This window comes from Spirillospora sp. NBC_01491, from assembly GCF_036227065.1.
Classification (GTDB): Bacteria; Actinomycetota; Actinomycetes; order Streptosporangiales; family Streptosporangiaceae; genus Spirillospora; species Spirillospora xylanilytica.
Genome location: NZ_CP109432.1, coordinates 7,593,168 through 7,611,358, shown reverse-complemented (window position 1 = coordinate 7,611,358; position 18,191 = coordinate 7,593,168). Strand labels below are relative to the sequence as shown.

Below are 18,191 nucleotides of genomic sequence, written 5' to 3'. Positions count from 1 at the left end.
CGCCGTGACAGGCACGCACCAACGCAAGTCCACCCCCCTGGTCATCAGCCTCCGCACCACCGTCGGCGTCGTCGCCGGTGCGGCCGTCCTCAGCACCGCCGCCGTCGCCGCCCAGGCCGCGGTGTTCTCGCCGGGGAAGGCCGAGGTCTCCGCAGCAGCGGCGGCCGTGCAGATGCCGGGCGAGCGGCCCCGCTCCGCGTCGCCCGCGCCCAAGAAGGCCAAGGCCGCCAAGGGCAGGCCGGCCAAGAAGAAGCCGACCGCCGGGGAGGCCATCAAGGTGGCCAAGTCCCAGCTCGGGGTCGAGGAGAACGGCTCCGGCAAGACCAAGTTCCAGGACTGGTACATGTCCACCGACCGGGCCAAGGAGACCGTCAAGCGCGACGGCGGCTCGGTCTCCGGATACAGCGAAGCCCAGTGGTGCGACATGTTCGTCTCCTGGGTCGGCGAGCAGGTCGGCTTCAGCGACCAGGTGGGCACCGACGCCTGGACCGTCGCGCACGCCGAATGGTTCAAGAAGCAGGGCCGCTGGGGCACCGAGCCCAAGCCCGGCGCCATCGTCTTCTTCTCCTGGAGCGGTGACAAGAGCACCGACGCGATCGTCCATGTCGGCATGGTGATCAAGGACAACAAGGACGGCACCGTCGAGACCGTCGAGGGCAACACCAGCAACGCGGTCAAGGTGAGGCAGCGCGACACCGGCAGCATCGTCGGGTACGGCTACCCCGAGTACGCCAAGTAACCGGAAGCGCCGACCGGCCGGAAGCGCCGGGTCCCGGGCACGGGACCCGGCGCCCGGCCGCGGCTGAATAGGATCGCGGCCATGGAGGACGACCCCCGGCTCGCGGAGGTGGAAGGCGGCGCGCGGCGGCTCTCGCGGCGCGGCGCCCTCGCTCTCGGCACCGCCGGACTGGCCACCTGCCTCACGGCGGGGGCCGGCCTCGTCGCGGCCCGCTCCGGCGGCCCGCGTCCGCCCGCGGCCGGAACCGGCCCCGGTTCCGGCGCGCCCGCCGGGCCGTTCGCCCCGGGCCCGGCCCGCGACATCCTGGCCAACCGGGCGCGCGCCGTCCGTGACGGCGACCGCACCGCCTTCCTGGCCACCGTCGGCTCGGCGCCGGCGGCCGTCCAGGACGCGCAGGCCCGGCTGTACGACAACCTCCGCCGGCTCCCCCTCGACTCCTGGGAGGAGCGGCTCTCCGCCGTCGAGTCGGACTCCGCCGACGCCGCGGTCGTCCGGGTCGAGCTGCGGTACCGGCTGCGCGGCTTCGACCGCGGGCAGGTGCAGCGCACCCGCCGGCTGACCCTCGCGCCCCGCTCCGGCGCCTGGGTGATCGTCGGCGCCGGCGCGGGCGGCGACGACGCCGACTTCTGGGACGGCGCGCCGCTGCGCGCCGTCCGCGGCAGGTCCAGCCTGGTGATCGGCGACGCCCCGGAGCTGGCCGAGATCTCCCGCCGGCTGGACGCCGCCGTGCCCGCGGTCACCGGAGTCGTCGGGAAGGGCTGGGCCCGCCGCGCGGTGGCCCTGGTCCCCGCGGGCGCCGCCCAGGCCGCGGCGCTCGCCGGGCCCCGGCAGAACCTGCGCGAGATCGCCGCGCTGGCCACCCGCGCGCCCGGCGCCGCCGGCGGGCGCGGCGAGGACCGCATCATCATCTCCCCCGGCACCTTCGGGCGGCTGAACTCCCTCGGCCGCGACGTGGTCCTCACCCACGAGCTGACCCACGTCGCCACCGGCGGCGCCGGCGATACCCGCACCCCGCTCTGGCTGATCGAGGGCTTCGCCGACTACGTCGGCTACCGCAGGGCCGAGGTGGACGTCCGGGCGGCGGCCGGCGAGCTGCGCCGCGACCTGGTGGCCGGACGGCTCCCCGCCGCGCTGCCGGGCCGCGAGGCGTTCGCCGGGACCTCGCCGCGGCTCTCCCAGGCGTACCAGGAGGCATGGCTCGCCTGCCGGATGATCTCCGACCGATACGGTGAGGCGACCCTCGTACGCCTGTACCGGGCCGCCGGGCACGCCCCGGAGGCCACCGCGCTGCGCGACGTGCTCGGCCTCACCCGGGACCGCCTCACCGCCATGTGGCGCGACTACCTGAAGAAGGAGTTGCGATGAGCGAGCCGCCCCCCGACCGCGGGATGCGGCGGGCCAGGGTCGCCGCCGCCGGCACGGCCGCCGTGCTCTTCGCCGCGGTCGGCGCACTCCTCGGGCTGACCACCCCGTGGAACCCGCTGCCCGGCCACGTGCCCGGCGGCCACACCGCCGCGGACCGGGCCCTCGACTTCACCCCGGCCGAGATCGCCCGGTCGAAGGCGTTCGACTCGGCCCTCAACCCGCCCGCCTACAGCGGCCTGCTGGTGGGCCTGGCCGTCGTGCTCGCGCTCGGCCTGAGCCCGCTCGGCGCCCGCCTGATCGGCCGGGCCGCCGCCCGGGTGCGGCGCCGCCCGCTGCGCGTGGCGCTGGCGGCGGTCACGCTGACCACAGTGTTCCGGCTGGCCGGGCTACCGTTCGACGTGTGGAGAGAGTCGGTGCTGCGCCGCTACGGGCTGTCCACGCAGTCCTGGCCGTCCTGGCTGGCCGACCAGCTCAAGTCGCTCGGCGTGACCTGGGTCATCTACACGATCGCGCTGCTGCTGCTCTACGCGGTGATCAGGCGCTTCCCGCGCTACTGGTGGGCCGGGGCGGCGGCGGGCGGCCTCGTGCTCGTCATCGCGGTGTCGTTCCTCTACCCGATCGCGGTCGAGCCGGTGTTCAACAAGTTCCACCCGCTGCCGCAGGGCCGGCTGCGGTCCGACCTGCTCACGATGGCCGAGCGGGACGGGGTGCCGGTGAAGGACGTGCTGGTCGCCGACGCGTCCCGGCGGACGACCTCCCTGAACGCCTACGTGTCCGGCTTCGGCTCGACCCGACGCATCGTCGTCTACGACACGCTGCTGAAGTCGCCCCCGGCGCGGGTCGAGTCGATCGTCGCGCACGAGCTGGGCCACGCCAAGCGCGACGACGTCCTGTGGGGCACCCTGGTCGGCGCGCTCGGCGTCGCCGGCGCCCTCTGCCTGCTCCAGCTCCTGATGACCTCGCCGTGGCTGCTGCGCCGCGCCGGCGTCCGGGCGGGGCCGGGCAAGGACGGCGGGGCCGCCGATCCGCGGTCGGCGGCGCTGCTGCTGGCGCTGGTCACCGTCGCCACCCAGGTCGGCACGCCGGTGCAGAACCTGGTCAGCCGGCACATCGAGGCCCGCGCCGACGCCCACGCGCTCGACCTGACCCGCGACCCCGGCGTCTTCGTGTCGATGCAGCACGAGCTCTCAGTGCGCAACATCTCCGACCTCGCCCCGAACCCGGTGGAGTACCTGCTGTGGCTCACCCACCCGGCGGGGCCCGCGCGGATCGCGATGGCCCGCGACTGGGCCCGGATGCACGACGTCCCCGTCCCGCCTCCGCTGCGAAGCCCCTGAGCGGACGCGAGAGGACCCCGCCCGGGGCGACCGGCCCCGGACGGGGTCACGGCCGTCCGGGACGGGGTCCCGGCCGCCGGCCCCTCCCGGGGCCGGCGGAGGCGCTCAGGCCGGCGCGGTCTGCGCGGTGACCTGCGGACCGGTCGTCATCGACCGCTTCAGCGCGCTGCCCTTCGTCCAGTCGGACCACGAGAGCTGCCAGTAGCCCCAGCCGTTCTCGGGCTCCAGCTTCCGGCTGGTGCCCGTCACCTTGAACGGGTCGCCCCGGTAGGAGAAGTTGTAGAACCAGCGGGCCGCCGACTCGCTCGCGTTGATGCACCCGTGGCTGACGTTGCTGTTGCCCTGCGAGCCCACCGACCACGGGGCGCTGTGCACGTACTCGCCGCTGTCGGAGATGCGCACCGCCGAGTTCACCACCTGCCGGTAGTAGCCCGCGCAACCCGGCCCGCAGCCGACCGTGGAGGAGTCCATGACGACCGGGTCGTCCTTCTCCATGGTCAGGTGGTTCCCGTTGGTGGTGGTGTACTGGGTCGCGCCGCCCATGCCCATGCTGATCGGGATGGTGCGGACCTTCTTTCCGTTCTTGCGGACGGTCATCTCGTGCGAGTCCTCGCTCGCCTTGCTGATGTGCTCGTCGCCGATCCGGAAGTCGACCCGGTAGTTCTTGCCGCCGTACACGCCCTTGGCCGCGCTCACGCCGCTCAGGTGCGCGCGGAAGCTCACGTTGGTGTGCCGGGGCCAGTACTTCTTGGTGCGGTACACCACGCTCTGGTCGCCGAACCAGTGCCAGCCGCCCTCGACCGGCCGGCTGGAGCGCACCTCCAGCCCCCGCTCGACCGCGGCCCGGTCGGTGACCGGACGGTCGAAGTTGACGATGATCGGGATGCCGACGCCGACCTTCTCCTTGTTGAAGGGCGCCTCGACCGTGGTCGCGACCGTCCGCTTCGCCTTGGCGGTGCCGAACTTGCTGCTGACCGTCCGCGTCCGGCCGTCCTTGCCGAGCGCGGTCGCGGTCACGTCGTAGTCGGCGCCCGGATCGAGCGTCCAGCGGGACCGCCACTGCGTCCGGTCCGCGTTGAGGTCGCCCTCGACCGGAGTCCCCTTCGTGGAGACCGTGACGTCCTGGATCGTGCCGCGCTGCGCCTGGATGGCGATCGGGCTGTCGGGACTGAGCCGCCCGCCGCCCTCGCCCGGCGTCACCGCGAGCGCGACGCCGTTCGCGCCGGCGTCCACGCTCTCGCTGTCTGTGGAGCAGGCGGCGGCCCCGGCCGCCGCCACCGTCAATCCGATGAGCACCGCGGTGGCCCGCCGCCCCCGGTCCCTCGGTCTCGAACCGCCGACCAGCACCGTCAACCCCCCGGTCACTTTGAGCGAGTACAGAACTTCGCAGCGTTATCGCCGCAACTTCGCCCATTATGAAGGGGGCCGGTCTCCGCGCCAATGCGGAAACCAGCCCCCTTGGGGATCCTTTACCGATCAGTGGGCGAAATGACCCCGGTAGTACTCGAAAACCAGACCGATGGTCGACATCATGATGGCCGCGACGCCCACCAGCACCAGCCACCAGCCGAACACCACGCCGAGCGCGATGCACGCGGCCGACATTCCGACGAACAGCGGCCACCAGCTGTGCGGGCTGAAGAAGCCCAGCTCGCCCGCGGCGTCGGAGATGTTCCCCTCAGGGTCGTCCTCGTACAGCGGGCCGCCGTTGGCCGACTCCAGCCGCCGGACGGTGAAGTGGATGTAGAACCCGATCAGACCGGACAGGCCGATGGCCAGCCCGAGCGCCGTCGTGCCGGTCCAGTCCTTGGACCACAGCCAGTAGACGACGTCGGTGGCGAGGAAGAAGACCGCGCACCCGTAGAACATGAACGCCTGAACGCGCATCGGCTACTCTCCCTTCGTCCCGGCGAGCTCGTTCTGCGCGCCCACGTGCGGATGGTGCAGGTCGAACGCGGGCCGCTCGGAACGGATCTTCGGAATCGAGTTGAAGTTGTGCCGCGGCGGCGGGCACGAGGTCGCCCATTCCAGCGACGCGCCGTACCCCCACGGGTCGTCGACCTCGACCCGCTTGCCCTTCTTGGCGGTGATGTAGACGTTGTAGAAGAACGGCAGCATCGACACGCCGAGCAGGAACGAGAAGATCGTGGAGAACTGGTTCAGCCCGGTGAACTCGTTGGCGTAGTCGGCGTAGCGGCGCGGCATGCCCGCCGCGCCCAGCCAGTGCTGCACCAGGAAGGTGCCGTGGAAGCCGAAGAACAGCAGCCAGAAGTGCACCTTGCCGAGCCGGTCGTTCAGCATCTTCCCGGTCCACTTGGGCCACCAGAAGTAGAACCCGGCGAACATCGCGAAGACCACGGTGCCGAACACCACGTAGTGGAAGTGCGCCACCACGAAGTAGGAGTCCGAGAGCTGGAAGTCCATCGGCGGCGAAGCCAGGATGACACCGGTCAGCCCGCCGAACAGGAACGTCACCAGGAAGCCGAGCGACCACAGCATGGGCGACTCGAACGTCAGCTGTCCTCGCCAGATGGTTCCCACCCAGTTGAAGAACTTCACCCCCGTGGGCACGGCGATGAGGAACGTCATGAACGAGAAGAACGGCAGCAGCACCTGGCCGGTCACGAACATGTGGTGCGCCCACACGGTGATGGACAGGCCGGCGATGCTGATGGTCGCGAAGACCAGGCCGATGTAGCCGAACACCGGCTTGCGGCTGAACACCGGGAGGATCTCGGTCACGATGCCGAAGAACGGCAGCGCGATGATGTAGACCTCCGGATGCCCGAAGAACCAGAACAGGTGCTGCCAGAGCAGCGCCCCCCCGTGCGCGGCGTCGAAGACGTGCGCGCCGAGCTTGCGGTCGGCCTCCAGCGCCAGCAGCGCGGCGGCCAGGACCGGGAACGCCAGCAGGACCAGGATGGAGGTCAGCAGGATGTTCCACACGAAGATCGGCATGCGGAACATCGTCATGCCCGGGGCCCGCATGCACAGGATCGTGGTGATGAAGTTGACCGCGCCCATGATGGTGCCGAAGCCCGACATCGCCAGGCCCATCACCCACATGTCGCCGCCGATGCCCGGCGACCGGACCGCGTCCGACAGCGGGGAGTAGGCGAACCAGCCGAAGCTGGCCGCGCCGCCCGGCGTCAGGAACCCGGCGATCACGATGATGCTGCCGAACAGGAACAGCCAGTAGGCCAGCATGTTCATCCGCGGGAACGCCACGTCGGGCGCGCCGATCTGCAACGGCATGATGACGTTGGCGAAGCCCGCGAACAGCGGCGTCGCGAACATCAGCAGCATGATCGTGCCGTGCATGGTGAACATCTGGTTGAACTGCTCGTTGCTCAGGATCTGAAGGCCGGGCTTGAACAGCTCGGCCCGCATGAGCAGCGCGAGCACGCCGCCGATCAGGAACATCACGAACGAGGTGATCAGGTAGAGATAGCCGATCACCTTGTGGTCGGTGGAGGACAGCCAGGACGCGATGATGCGCCCCTTGCTGGTCCGCGACGCGGCGATCGGCGCGCTCGGCGCGTGACTGATGGTGGTCACTGGACACCCCCCGCAGCCTTGGCCTTGGAATCGGCGATGAACTTGGCGTACTGCTCGGGCGTCACGACCCGGAGCTGGAACAGCATCCGGCTGTGGTCGACGCCGCACAGCTCGGCGCAGCGGCCCTCGTACGTCCCGGTCTTGTTCGCCGTGAACTCGAACTCGTTGGTCTTCGGCCCCGGCATGATGTCCTTCTTGTAGAGGAGCGCCGGAACCCAGAACGAGTGGATGACGTCATTGGAGTGCAGCCGGACCCGGATCGTCTTGCCGGACGGGATCGTCATCACCGGCTTGGCGCCCGTGGGCGCGTTCGGCGCGACCGGAGTGCCGACGACTGAGGCGACGGTCTTCTCCTGCCCGGCGGCGTCCTTCTCCTTGTAGTCGAACTGCCAGCTCCACTGGAACCCGGTGACATCGACGGTGACGGCCGGGTTGGCGGACGTCTTCTCGACATAGTTCTCATCGCGGGCGGTGAAGTAGAACAGGACGCCGATGATGACGAACGGGACCGCCGTATAGAGGATCTCGATCGGCATGTTGTAGCGCACCTGAGGCGGCAGATCGTCGGAGCGCTTGCGGTGAAACAGCACCGCCCAGATGATCAGGCCCCAGACGACGACGCCCACGGCGAGCGCCGCGATCCAGGAGCCCTGCCAGAGCTTGAGCATGCGCTCGGCCTGGTCGCTGATCGGCACGGGCATGCCCAGGCGTGACGCCTGACCGCTGCACGCGGTGGCGCTGAGCGCCAGCAGCCCGAGCGCGCCGGCGCTTTTGAATGCGCGGCGACTGCGCACAGGCGTACGCCGCTCCCTCGAGCGGGTCGGACTCACGGAATGCCTTCCCCACAGATGAATGCCCGGTCTGCCCGGGCGGTGAGATCAGTTGTCACACGTGTGGTGGACACATTAGCGCGAGGGTCACGCAGTGCCCGCCCCGGGTGCCCGATTGGGTTTCCGGCGTGGCCCGCCCGGGTGCCGAGGCCGAGCACAGCGCACTTTCGGGCCTCCACGCCGCGCCGGATCGGGGGACGGGCGCCCGCCCGCACCGCGGCGCGTGGGAGGCTTCGGGGGTGGCTGCCTACTTCGATGCCGCGTCCACCGAGCGCCCGCACCCCGCCGCCCGCGCCGCGCTGCTCGGCGCGCTCGACGCCGGCTGGGCCGATCCCGCGCGGCTGTACGGCGTGGCGCGGGGAACGCGACTCCTCCTCGACCAGTCCCGCGCGCGCGTCGCCGGCGTCCTCGGAGTCCGCGCGGACGAGGTCTCCTTCACCGCCTCCGGCACCCAGGCGGTGCACCTGGCGGTACTCGGCGCCCTCCGCGCCCGTCGGCGTGTCGGACGCCACCTGGTGGTGAGCGCGGTCGAGCACTCCAGCGTCCTGCACGCCGCCGAGGCGCACGAGCGCGACGGCGGGGAGGTCACCGTCGTCGGCGTCGACCGCACCGGCCGGGTCGACCTCGCCGAGTTCACCGCCGCGCTGCGCCCCGACACCGTCCTGGCCTGCCTCCAGTCGGCCAATCACGAGGTCGGTACCCTGCAACCGGTCGCCGAGGCCGCCGAGGCCTGCCGTACCGCCCGCGTCCCCCTGTTCGTGGACGCGGCCCAGTCGATCGGGCGGGCCGACGTCCCGGACGGCTGGTCCTTCCTGGCCGCCAGCGCCCACAAGTGGGGCGGGCCCCCCGGCGTCGGCGTGATGGTGATCCGCAAGGGCAACCGGTGGCGCTCCCCGCTGCCCGAGGACGAGCGCGAGGCCCGGCGGGTGCCCGGCTTCGAGAACGTCCCCGGCGCCGTCGCCGCCGCCGCGGCGCTGGAGGCCTACCGGGTCGAGATGCGGGGCGACGGCCCCCGCCTGGCCGCCCTGACCGAGCGCATCCGCGAACAGGTCCCCGCGTCCGTCCGCGACTCCCAGGTCATCGGCGACCCCGTCCGGCGGCTGCCGCACCTGGTCACCTTCTCCTGCCTGTACGTCGAGGGCGAGGCGCTGCTCGGCGAACTCGACCGCCTCGGTTTCGCCGTTTCGTCGGGAAGTTCATGCACGGCGGATACCCTGCGTCCCAGTCATGTGCTGGAGGCGATGGGCGTGATTACCCACGGGAACGTACGGGTATCGCTGCCGCGTGGCGTCGACGCGGCCGACGTCGACCGGTTCCTGGCCGTACTGCCGGGCGCCGTCGCCCGCCTTCGCCGCAACGCCGGAGTGAACACGGTATGACCCCCACGACCAGAACAGGGAGGCGGGCGCGCCGATGAGGTTCCGAGGCCGTACCCACCGCGAGCCCGAGCGCACCGGCCCCGCCCCCGAGCCCGAGCCCGCCGGGCCGCCGCCGGTGCTGGTGATCGACGCGCTCGGGCGCAAGTGCCCGATCCCGATCATCATGCTCGCCGAGCGGATCCGGGAGGTGCCGGTCGGCGAGATCGTCGCCGTCCTCGCCGACGACGTCGCCGCCCGCACCGACGTCCCCGCGTGGTGCCGGATGAAGTCCCAGGACTTCGTCCGCGAGGAGCCCCTCCCCCGGGGCTGGGGCTTCCACATCCGCCGCACGTACTGAATCGCCCACTACCTGAATCGCCCCGCTACGCGCGGCTTCGATCAGGGGCTTTGACGCGCCGCCTTCCCCCCGTCGCGGCGGAGGGAAGGCGGCGCGGCGCCTGATCGCCGCTGGTTACGGGTTCGGGCAGGAGAGGTGGGGGGCCGCCGCGGCGGCGGCCTCGGGGCCGTAGACCTCGGTCATGCGGGCCAGGAACGCCTGCTTGCCGAGGGCGTACTCCTGCGGGCCGGCGGACTCCAGGGCATAGGCGGCGATGAGGTTGCCGACCTGGGCGGCGCGCTCCAGCGGGAGGCCCCAGGCCAGGGCGGACAGGAATCCGGCGCGGAACGCGTCGCCGACGCCGGTCGGGTCGACGACCTTGGCGACCGGGGCGGCCGGGACGTGCATCCCCTCCTCGCCGGCGCGGTCGATCGTCACGCCCTTGGCGCTGAGGGTGGTCACCCGGACGCCCACGCGGCTGAGGATCTCATCCTCGGACCAGCCGGTCTTCTCCTCGCAGAGCGCCTTCTCGTACTCGTTGGTGAACAGGTAGGCCGCGCCGTCGATGAGGCGGCGGACCTCCGGGCCCTCCATCCGGGCGAGCTGCTGGGACGGGTCGGCGGCGAACGGGATGCCGCGGGAGCGGCACTCGTCGGTGTGCCGGACCATGGCCTCGGGGTCGTTCGGGCTGACCACCACCAGGTCCAGGCCGCCGACCCGGTCGGCGACCGGGCGCAGCTCGATGGAGCGGGCCTCGCTCATCGCGCCGGCGTAGAAGGTGGCGATCTGGTTCTGGTCCTGGTCGGTGGTGCACAGGAACCGGGCGGTGTGGTGCAGGTCGGACACGTGCACCGACGCGGTGTCCACGCCGTGCCGGTCGAGCCAGGAGCGGTAGTCGGCGAAGTCGGAGCCGACCGAGCCGACCAGGACCGACTCCTTGCCCAGGCTGCCCATGCCGAAGCAGATGTTGGCGGCGATGCCGCCGCGGCGGATCTCCAGTTCGTCGACCAGGAAGGACAGCGAGACCCGATCGAGCTGATCGGGGATGAGCTGGTCGGTGAACTTCCCGGGGAAGGTCATCAGATGATCGGTGGCGATGGAACCGGTCACGGCGATGCGCACGGCGTCGCTCTCCTCGTTGGTGTCGTCCGGCTTGTCGCCGGCTGTTTCAACCCCACCTTGGGATTCGCGGGCCAGAAGAGCCTACTGGCCATCGCACCACAGGAATCGCGCGTTGCCTACCCACTGCCCGTCCACGGCCCGCCCATACCGAAACGGCCCGGACGCCGAGCGTCCGGGCCGCGGGCGGCGGGGCCGTCTAGTTGAACGAGTCGCCGCAGGCGCAGGAGCCCCCGGCGTTCGGGTTGTCGATGGTGAAGCCCTGCTTCTCGATGCTGTCGACGAAGTCGATCGTGGCACCGGTCAGGTAGGGGGCGCTCATCCGGTCGACCCGAACGTTCAGGCCCTCGAACTCCTGGACCAGGTCGCCGTCCATCTCCCGCTCGTCGAAGAAGAGCTGGTAGATCAGGCCGGAGCAGCCGCCCGGCTGCACGGCGACACGCAGCGCAAGGTCGTCGCGGCCCTCCTGCTCGAGCAGGCCCTTGGCCTTCTCGGCGGCGGCATCGGTCAACACGACGCCCTGCTGCGTGGTCTCCTGCGTGGTCTCGCCTGACACCGTCATGTATTCAGCTCCCGGGTCTCGCTGCACCGCCCGTGGCGGCGAACTGTCGCTTGTCCTCGAGGACGTGGTCTGCCTCTTTCCGTAGGACAACGTACCTCGCGGCACGGCCATTCCGCCTTCCGGCGTTGTTTCGGGGCCTTCCCCGGTGCGGCCTACGTCACACCACCCCGCCGGGACCGGTCCGGGCCCGGATGTGCCATCATTAGTCGTCAAAGCGACGATAAGCCCCGTCGCAGGAGGGAGACTCCCGTGACCACCCCCGTGCGCGACCTTCCACTGCTCCTGCTGGGCCACGGTTCGGATCCGGCGAGCGAGCGCGGCGTGGACTGTCCCGGCGACCTGCCGCCGGCCTCGGACCCCGGCCTGGTGGAACGTGCCCGCGCCGCCAAGGCCGCCCTCGGCGACCAGGTGTTCGTGCTCGGCCACCACTACCAGCGCGACGAGGTCATCCAGTTCGCGGACGTGACCGGCGACTCGTTCAAGCTCGCCCGGGAGGCCGCGGCCCGGCCCGAGGCGCCCTACGTGGTGTTCTGCGGCGTGCACTTCATGGCCGAGTCCGCCGACATCCTCACCGCGGACCACCAGCGGGTGGTGCTGCCCGACCTCGGCGCGGGCTGCTCGATGGCCGACATGGCCACCTTCGACCAGGTCGAGGAGTGCTGGGAGGCCCTGGAGGACGCCGGGATCGCCGGCGACGTGGTGCCGGTGACCTACATGAACTCCTCCGCCGACATCAAGGGGTTCGTCGGACGGCACGGCGGCGTGGTGTGCACCTCGTCCAACGCCAAGCGCGCGCTGGACTGGGCCTACGCCAAGGGCTCCAAGGTGCTCTTCCTGCCCGACCAGCACCTGGGCCGCAACACCGCGGTCCTGGAGATGGGCCTCGGGCTGGACGACTGCGTCGTCTACAACCCGCACCGGCCGGACGGCGGGCTGAGCGGGCGGGAGCTGCGCGACGCCCGGATGATCCTGTGGCGGGGGCACTGCTCGGTGCACGGGCGGTTCAGCAAGGAGTCGGTGGACGAGGTCCGGGCCCGCGTGCCCGGCGTGAACGTCCTGGTGCACCCCGAGTGCAAGCACGAGGTCGTCCTCGCCGCCGACCAGGTCGGCTCGACCGAGTACATCATCAAGGCCCTGGACGCCGCGCCCGCCGGGTCGGCCTGGGCCATCGGCACCGAGCTCAACCTCGTGCGCCGGCTGGCGGGCGCCCATCCCGACAAGAACGTGATGTTCCTCGACAAGGCCGTGTGCTTCTGCTCGACGATGAACCGCATCGACCTGCCGCACCTGGTCTGGTCGCTGGAGTCGCTGGTCCGCGGCGAGGTCGTCAACCAGATCGAGGTCGAGCCCGAGACCGCGCGCCACGCCCGCGCGGCCCTCGACCAGATGCTCGCCCTGCCGTAGCCGCCTAGATGGATGAGTTCTCCGACCAGCGGGCCAGCAGGGCGGCGTCGCCGGAGGACTCCAGCCGGGGGTCGCCGAGCGCGCGGCGGCCCCAGAGGAACAGGTACAGGTCGGCCGCGTCGCCCTGGACGGTCGCCTGGACGCGGGTGCCCGGCCCGGCGGCGTCCTCGCGGCGCCAGGTGTAGCCGTCCGGGAGCAGGGTGAAGATCCAGCGGGCACCGGCGGCGGGGGCGGTGAAGGCCAGCGCCTCACCGTCGCCGCGCAGGTTCTCGATCTTGGGGGCGAAGGCGACCGCGGTCCTGAGGATGGTGAGCACCTCGTCCACGCCGTCGACGGCGACCTCGGCCGGGACGGCCGGCTCGCGGCCGAGGGCGAGCTCGGCGTCGCAGCGGTGCACGGTGGTCTCGTGCAGCATCCGGCGCGGCCAGAACCCCGCCCGGCCGCCCTCGCCCCAGGCCCACATCGTCGCGTCCGGGTCGGCGGCGCGCAGCGCCTCGGCCAGCGACCGGCCGCCCTCGGCGAACCAGGGGCGCAGATCGTCGGGACCCTGCGAGAACGAGACGCCGAGCTCGCGCATGCCCATCCGTTTGGGGGTGACCACGCGCACCATGCCGCCCACCCAGCGGTACACCCCGCCGAGATGGCGGATCAGATCGGCCATCGACCATCCTGGGCAGGTCGGCACCGGGGCCCTCAGATCGGCCGCCGCCACGGTCTCGGCGAACGCGGCGATCTCCACCTCGGCCGCGTCGCAGTAACGATCGTGGTCCCAAGGCTGTACCGCCATGGCCCCTCCCAGGGTTCTCGGCTCAGGGCCCTGAGACTTTCACACGATCCGATGGGGTGTGTCCAGATGGGCCGGTACCGCGGAGAACGAGCTGGTCAGAGCCCCGGAGCGCCCCAGACGGGGAACCAGCGGCTGAGATCGTCCTCGAACGGGAGGTCGGCTCCGACCGCGCCGCGCACCTGGATCTCCAGGGCGTTGTCGCGCTTGTCGCCGGGAAGCGGGGCGAACGGGTAGAACGTGCCGCGCTTGTAGAGGTAGACCAGGGCCAGGCGCTCGCCGTTCGGCCCCTGGAAGCCCGCCAGCGAGCACAGCAGGTGCGGCCCGAACCCGCCCGACTCCAGCGCGGAGTTGACCGCGTGCAGGTCGGTGACCAGGTCGGGCAGCGCGTCCGGCCCGGTGCGGGCCAGCAGCCAGGTGTAGCCGTAGGAGTCGGTGCTCAGCTCGACCTTCGGGCCGTCGTCGGCGTCGAGGAGCTGCTGGACGTCCTGCTGGACGCGGGCGAACGCGCCGCCCTCGGCGGCGCGGAAGCACACCGACCCGAGCCCGGTGGGACGGAACCCGGTCGCCGCCTCCAGCGTGACCGCCGCGGTGGACAGCCCGAACAGGCGGTCGAGGTCGGGCTTGACCGGCTTGGACCGGCCGAGCAGCGTGTCCAGGAATCCCACGGGTCAGGCTCCCCTGCTGAGCTGGTCGGAGATCTTCGAGAGCTGGGCCAGCCGCTTGTCCAGCGGCGGGTGGGTGGAGAACAGCGAGGAGACGCTGAACCCCTTGGTGAAGGCCGGCGCGAAGAAGAAGGCGTTGAACGGCTCGGCGGCGCGCAGGTCCTTGCTCGGGATCCGGGCGATCTCGCCCGAGACCTTGGTGAGCGCGCTGGCCAGCGACGAGGGCCGCCCGGTCAGCAGCGCCGCGGCCCGGTCGGCCGACAGCTCCCGGTAGCGCGACAGGGCCCGGGTGAGCATGAAGCTCACCGCGTACGCCACGGCGCTGACCGCCACCACCGCGAGCAGGATCATCCCGGTGTTCTGGTCGTTGCTGCGCCGGTTGAAGCCGCCCCACAGGCCCCACTCCAGCCCGAACCGGGTGATCAGCCCGGCGCACACGCCGAGGAACGAGGCGATCGTCATGACCGCCACGTCGCGGTGCGCGACGTGCGCCATCTCGTGCGCGAGCACGCCCTCGAGCTCGACCGGGTCGAGCCGGCGCATCAGGCCGGTGGTCACGCACACCACCGCCTTCTTCTGGTTGCGGCCGGTCGCGAAGGCGTTCGGGACGTCGCTGTCGGCGATCGCGACCCTCGGCTTGGGCGAGTCGGCCATCGCGCAGATCCGGTCGATGACGCCGTGCAGCTCGGGCGCCTCGTCCGGCGTGACGACCCGGCCGTGCATCGCGAACAGCGTGAGCTTGTCGGAGAAGAAGTACTGCGCGAGCAGGAACAGGCCCGCCCCCACCAGCGCGACCACTCCCCATTTGGGCACGATCACGAAGAACGCCGTCACGAAGACGACGTAGACCAACCCCAGCAGGAACATCGTCACGAGCATCCGCGACGTCAGCCCCCGGTCGGAGGCGTAACGCGTCCGGGCCATACGATCCCCCCGTCCTCCCCTGTGTCACTGTGAACAACGTTCGGGTGCCGGCTTTTGTGCCTGACCAGCGAGAAGAGCACGGGCCGGAGGGCCCGGACGGCTAGTCCGGGATCAGCCCCTCGTCCCCCAGCATGGACTTGACCTCGTCGATGTGCGCGTCGGCGGGCGGCAGGATCAGCTCGGACGGCTCGAGGCTGTCGGCGGGCAGCGGCTTGCCGACCTTGCGTACGTTCTCCAGTAGCGCGTGCAGCGCCGTGCGGAAGGCGGCCTCGTCCCCCGACTCGATCGCGGCCTCGAGCTCCTCGTCGAGCGAGTTGAGCGCGGAGAGGTCGCCCACCGCGACGTCCAGCTGCCCCTCGCCCATCAGCCGGACGATCACTGGGCACCCCCGGGGGCCTGCCGCGGCGTGTCGTGCGGGGTGTCCTGCGACTGCGCGGTCGCCGAGCCCTGGTTGAGCTGCTTGGGCGCGGGGCCCTGGCCGAGTTCGGCCTTGAGCTGCTCCAGTTCCAGGTCGACGCCCGGACCCGAGCCCATCCGGTCGAGCTCGGCCTGGATGTCGTCCTTGGGACCGGAGAAGTCCTCCAGGGCGCCGGAGGCCAGCAGCTCGTCGATGGCGCCCGCGCGGGCCTTCATCGTGTCGGTCTTCTCCTCGGCCCGCTGGATCGCCAGGCCGACGTCGCCCATCTCCTCGGAGATGCCGGAGAACGCCTCGTTGATCTTGGTCTGCGCCTCGGCGGCGGTGTAGGTGGCCTTGATCGTCTCCTTGCGGGTGCGGAAGGAGTCGACCTTGCTCTGCAACCGCTGCGAGGCCAGGGTGAGCTTCTCCTCCTCGCCCTGCAACTGCTGGTACTGCGTCCGCAGGTCGCCCAGCTGGCCGTCCAGGCCGGACCGCCGGGTCAGCGCCTCGCGGGCGAGGTCCTCGCGGCCGACCTGGAGGGCCTTCTTGCCCTGCTCGGTCAGCTTGCCCTGCTGCTGCTCCAGCTGGTTGATCTGCAACTCGAGACGCTTGCGCGAGGTCGCGACGTCGGCGACACCCCGACGGACCTTCTGCAGCATCTCCAGCTGGCGCTGGTAGGAGTAGTCCAGGGTCTCGCGAGGATCCTCCATCCGGTCCAGGGCTTTGTTCGCCTTGGACTTGAAGATCATCGACATTCGCTTCATCACGCTCATCGCGCTGGCGCCGGTCCCTTCGTGCTGTAGCCCAGTCGCAAACTGGGCTCAATGACCACTGCTGGGGTTCTTATCACCCTACGCGTTAACGCGCGAGGCAGCCACGATGTTCGCAGCGGGCCGGTCGAGCCCTCCTCCAGGTCGCCCACACCCCGTCCGGGCGCCCCGGGCGGGCCCGCCGCCGTGGAACGCCGCTTCGAACCCCGTCCTCATAACAGTCGCACACAGGGACGCGGTGGGCGCGGAGGCGACGCCGTTCTGCCCGAATTAGTATTGAGTACACGATTTCCGAAGCGGCGTGATCGTTCACCCCATGATCCGCTTCGGCGCGGAAAGCCGCCCGGCCTCGCGCCGGGCGGTCGCGATGTCCGCACCCGGTAGGCTGATCCCGTGTTCCGACGTCGCACCCAGGATGCCCCCGAGAGCCAGCCTCAGCCCGTGAAGCCAGGGGGCAAGGGCCGGCCCACGCCCAAGCGCAGCGAGGCCGAGAAGCGCCGCCGCCAGCCGATCACCGCGCCCTCCAGCCGCAAGGAGGCGTACAAGAAGGTCCGCGAGAGGCAGGCCGACGAGCGGGTCAAGGCCCGCGCGGGCATGTCCAGGGGCGACGAGAAGTACCTCCTCAAGCGCGACAAGGGCCCGGTCCGCCGGCTCGCCCGCGACTACGTCGACGCGCGCCGGACGTTCGCCTCGTACCTGATGTACCTGATGTTCGCGATCGTGGTGCTCAGCCTGCTGCCGATCGCGGCGGCCAAGCTGCTGGTGCTGTTCGCGCCGCCGGTGCTGCTGGCCATCGTGTTCGTCGAGGCGTTCGTGATCAACTCGGGCATCAAGAAGCTGGCCGCCGAGCGCTTCCCCGACGAGGACCGCAAGGGCCTGGGCCTGTACGCGGCGATGCGCGCCATGCAGATCCGCCGGCTGCGCGTCCCCTCCCCCCAGGTCAAGCCCGGCGAGAAGGACAAGGTCTGATCAACGGCGGTTAGGGTCGGGACCATGGAGTTCCGACACCTGGGCCGCAGCGGCCTGAAGATCAGCGAGATCGCGTACGGCAACTGGCTCACCCACGGCTCCCAGGTCGAGGAGGACAGTGCGCGCGCGTGCGTGCGCGCGGCCCTCGACGAGGGGATCACCACCTTCGACACCGCCGACGTGTACGCCGGCACCCGCGCCGAGGAGGTCCTCGGCCGCGCCCTGGAGGGGCAGCGCCGCGAGGGCCTGGAGATCTTCACCAAGGTCTACTGGCCCACCGGCCCGGGCCCGAACGACCGGGGGCTGTCCCGCAAGCACATCTTCGAGTCCATCCACGGGTCGCTGCGGCGGCTGCGCACCGACTACGTCGACCTCTACCAGGCGCACCGGTTCGACCACGAGACGCCACTGGAGGAGACCCTCAAGGCGTTCGACGACCTCGTCCGGCAGGGCAAGGTGCTGTACGTGGGCGTGTCGGAGTGGCGGGCCGAGGAGATCGAGCGCGCTCTGAAGATCGCCGACGAGATGGGCCTGGACCGGATCGTGTCCAGCCAGCCGCAGTACTCGATGCTGTGGCGGGTGATCGAGGACGAGGTCGTCCCGCTGTCCGAGCGGGAGGGCATCGGCCAGATCGTCTGGTCGCCGATCGCGCAGGGGGTGCTGACCGGCAAGTACAAGCCGGGCCGGCCGCTGCCGGAGGGCTCGCGCGCCACCGACGACAAGGGCGGCGCCGACATGATCAAGCGGTACCTGAACGACGACCTGCTGACCCGGGTCCAGGAGCTGCGGCCGATCGCGGACGGGCTCGGCCTGTCGATGGCCCAGCTCGCGATCGCCTGGACGCTCCAGAACCCGAACGTGTCGGCGGCGCTGGTGGGCGCGTCCCGTCCCGAGCAGGTCCGCGACAACGTCAAGGCCGCCGGAGTCCGGCTCGACGCGGACGTGCTCAAGCGGATCGACGACGTGCTCGGCGACTCCGTGGTCCGCGACCCGGCCAAGACGCGCAGCCCGGAGGGGCGTCCCTGACCGTATTTCCAACGCCCGGCCCGGCTTCCTCGCCTGGCGGCTCATTT

Annotated in this window: 19 protein-coding genes; 8 read left to right on the top strand and 11 right to left on the bottom strand. The window is 71.2% G+C overall.

Features of this window, described 5'->3' with window-relative positions; all coding sequences use genetic code 11:
* The first annotated feature begins 4 nt into the window (after positions 1 to 4).
* The 3 genes from OHA34_RS35380 to OHA34_RS35370 all read left to right on the top strand — a co-directional run bounded on the left by OHA34_RS35380 (position 5) and on the right by OHA34_RS35370 (position 3,441).
* The gene (locus OHA34_RS35380; protein WP_329520070.1) at positions 5 to 739 is read left to right on the top strand and encodes a CHAP domain-containing protein; all 735 of its coding nucleotides are present in this window, start codon (positions 5 to 7) and stop codon (positions 737 to 739) included.
* An 81-nt stretch (positions 740 to 820) separates the two neighbouring features.
* Positions 821 to 2,104 carry a hypothetical protein gene (locus OHA34_RS35375; protein ID WP_329520069.1) on the top strand — a complete coding sequence of 428 codons (1,284 nt, stop codon included), beginning with the start codon at positions 821 to 823 and terminating at the stop codon, positions 2,102 to 2,104.
* Positions 2,101 to 3,441: a M48 family metallopeptidase gene (locus OHA34_RS35370; RefSeq protein WP_285936953.1), complete on the top strand. Its 1,341-nt coding sequence runs from the start codon at positions 2,101 to 2,103 to the stop codon at positions 3,439 to 3,441. Before OHA34_RS35375 ends, OHA34_RS35370 begins: the two co-directional genes overlap by 4 nt.
* A 105-nt stretch (positions 3,442 to 3,546) precedes the next feature.
* Here OHA34_RS35370 and OHA34_RS35365 read toward each other — a convergent pair whose 3' ends face one another.
* From OHA34_RS35365 to ctaC, 4 genes are all read right to left on the bottom strand, one after another.
* Positions 3,547 to 4,806 carry a L,D-transpeptidase gene (locus OHA34_RS35365; RefSeq protein ID WP_285936954.1) on the bottom strand — a complete coding sequence of 420 codons (1,260 nt, stop codon included), beginning with the start codon at positions 4,804 to 4,806 and terminating at the stop codon, positions 3,547 to 3,549.
* A 111-nt stretch (positions 4,807 to 4,917) separates the two neighbouring features.
* Positions 4,918 to 5,328, bottom strand: a complete 411-nt coding sequence (locus tag OHA34_RS35360) for a cytochrome c oxidase subunit 4 (protein ID WP_285936955.1) — start codon at positions 5,326 to 5,328, stop codon at positions 4,918 to 4,920.
* 3 nt (positions 5,329 to 5,331) lie between these two features.
* Positions 5,332 to 6,999, bottom strand: a complete 1,668-nt coding sequence (gene ctaD, locus OHA34_RS35355) for an aa3-type cytochrome oxidase subunit I (protein WP_285936956.1) — start codon at positions 6,997 to 6,999, stop codon at positions 5,332 to 5,334.
* Entirely contained in the window at positions 6,996 to 7,793 is a 798-nt protein-coding gene (gene ctaC, locus OHA34_RS35350; RefSeq protein WP_285936957.1) for an aa3-type cytochrome oxidase subunit II, read from the bottom strand. Before ctaC ends, ctaD begins: the two co-directional genes overlap by 4 nt.
* Positions 7,794 to 8,068: 275 nt before the next feature.
* Here ctaC and OHA34_RS35345 point away from each other — a divergent pair, with 275 nt between their 5' ends.
* Together OHA34_RS35345 and OHA34_RS35340 are read left to right on the top strand one after the other, a co-directional pair.
* Entirely contained in the window at positions 8,069 to 9,208 is a 1,140-nt protein-coding gene (locus OHA34_RS35345; protein WP_285936958.1) for a cysteine desulfurase family protein, read from the top strand.
* Between the two features lie 34 nt (positions 9,209 to 9,242).
* On the top strand, positions 9,243 to 9,545 hold the full coding sequence (locus tag OHA34_RS35340) for a sulfurtransferase TusA family protein (RefSeq protein ID WP_285936959.1): 303 nt from the start codon (positions 9,243 to 9,245) through the stop codon (positions 9,543 to 9,545).
* A 114-nt stretch (positions 9,546 to 9,659) separates the two neighbouring features.
* Here OHA34_RS35340 and OHA34_RS35335 read toward each other — a convergent pair whose 3' ends face one another.
* On the bottom strand, positions 9,660 to 10,646 hold the full coding sequence (locus OHA34_RS35335) for a carbohydrate kinase family protein (protein WP_285936960.1): 987 nt from the start codon (positions 10,644 to 10,646) through the stop codon (positions 9,660 to 9,662).
* 196 nt (positions 10,647 to 10,842) lie between these two features.
* Entirely contained in the window at positions 10,843 to 11,205 is a 363-nt protein-coding gene (locus OHA34_RS35330; RefSeq protein WP_285936961.1) for a HesB/IscA family protein, read from the bottom strand.
* 249 nt (positions 11,206 to 11,454) lie between these two features.
* On the opposite strand from OHA34_RS35330, the gene nadA reads away from it, so the two are divergent.
* A complete protein-coding gene (nadA, locus tag OHA34_RS35325) occupies positions 11,455 to 12,609 on the top strand; it encodes a quinolinate synthase NadA (protein ID WP_285936962.1) in 1,155 nt (384 codons plus the stop codon).
* Positions 12,610 to 12,613: 4 nt separating this feature from the next.
* Here the strand turns inward: nadA and OHA34_RS35320 are convergent, their stop codons facing one another.
* The 5 genes from OHA34_RS35320 to OHA34_RS35300 form a co-directional block, all read right to left on the bottom strand.
* Complete coding sequence (locus tag OHA34_RS35320) at positions 12,614 to 13,396, bottom strand: maleylpyruvate isomerase family mycothiol-dependent enzyme (protein WP_329520068.1); 783 nt, start codon at positions 13,394 to 13,396, stop codon at positions 12,614 to 12,616.
* 95 nt (positions 13,397 to 13,491) lie between these two features.
* Positions 13,492 to 14,061: a PspA-associated protein PspAB gene (gene pspAB, locus OHA34_RS35315; protein WP_285936964.1), complete on the bottom strand. Its 570-nt coding sequence runs from the start codon at positions 14,059 to 14,061 to the stop codon at positions 13,492 to 13,494.
* A gap of 3 nt (positions 14,062 to 14,064) precedes the next feature.
* Positions 14,065 to 14,982 (bottom strand): zinc metalloprotease HtpX, encoded by a 918-nt coding sequence (gene htpX, locus OHA34_RS35310; RefSeq protein ID WP_285936965.1) that lies wholly within the window; start codon positions 14,980 to 14,982, stop codon positions 14,065 to 14,067.
* Between the two features lie 100 nt (positions 14,983 to 15,082).
* A complete protein-coding gene (gene pspAA / locus OHA34_RS35305; RefSeq protein WP_285936966.1) occupies positions 15,083 to 15,361 on the bottom strand; it encodes a PspA-associated protein PspAA in 279 nt (92 codons plus the stop codon).
* Positions 15,358 to 16,152 (bottom strand): PspA/IM30 family protein, encoded by a 795-nt coding sequence (locus tag OHA34_RS35300; RefSeq protein ID WP_285936967.1) that lies wholly within the window; start codon positions 16,150 to 16,152, stop codon positions 15,358 to 15,360. Before OHA34_RS35300 ends, pspAA begins: the two co-directional genes overlap by 4 nt.
* Before the next feature lie 438 nt (positions 16,153 to 16,590).
* Between OHA34_RS35300 and OHA34_RS35295 the strand changes: the two genes are divergently transcribed.
* Both OHA34_RS35295 and OHA34_RS35290 read left to right on the top strand, forming a co-directional pair.
* A complete protein-coding gene (locus OHA34_RS35295) occupies positions 16,591 to 17,118 on the top strand; it encodes a DUF3043 domain-containing protein (protein ID WP_285936968.1) in 528 nt (175 codons plus the stop codon).
* Positions 17,119 to 17,142: 24 nt separating this feature from the next.
* On the top strand, positions 17,143 to 18,144 hold the full coding sequence (locus OHA34_RS35290) for an aldo/keto reductase family protein (protein ID WP_285936969.1): 1,002 nt from the start codon (positions 17,143 to 17,145) through the stop codon (positions 18,142 to 18,144).
* Positions 18,145 to 18,191: the final 47 nt, after the last annotated feature.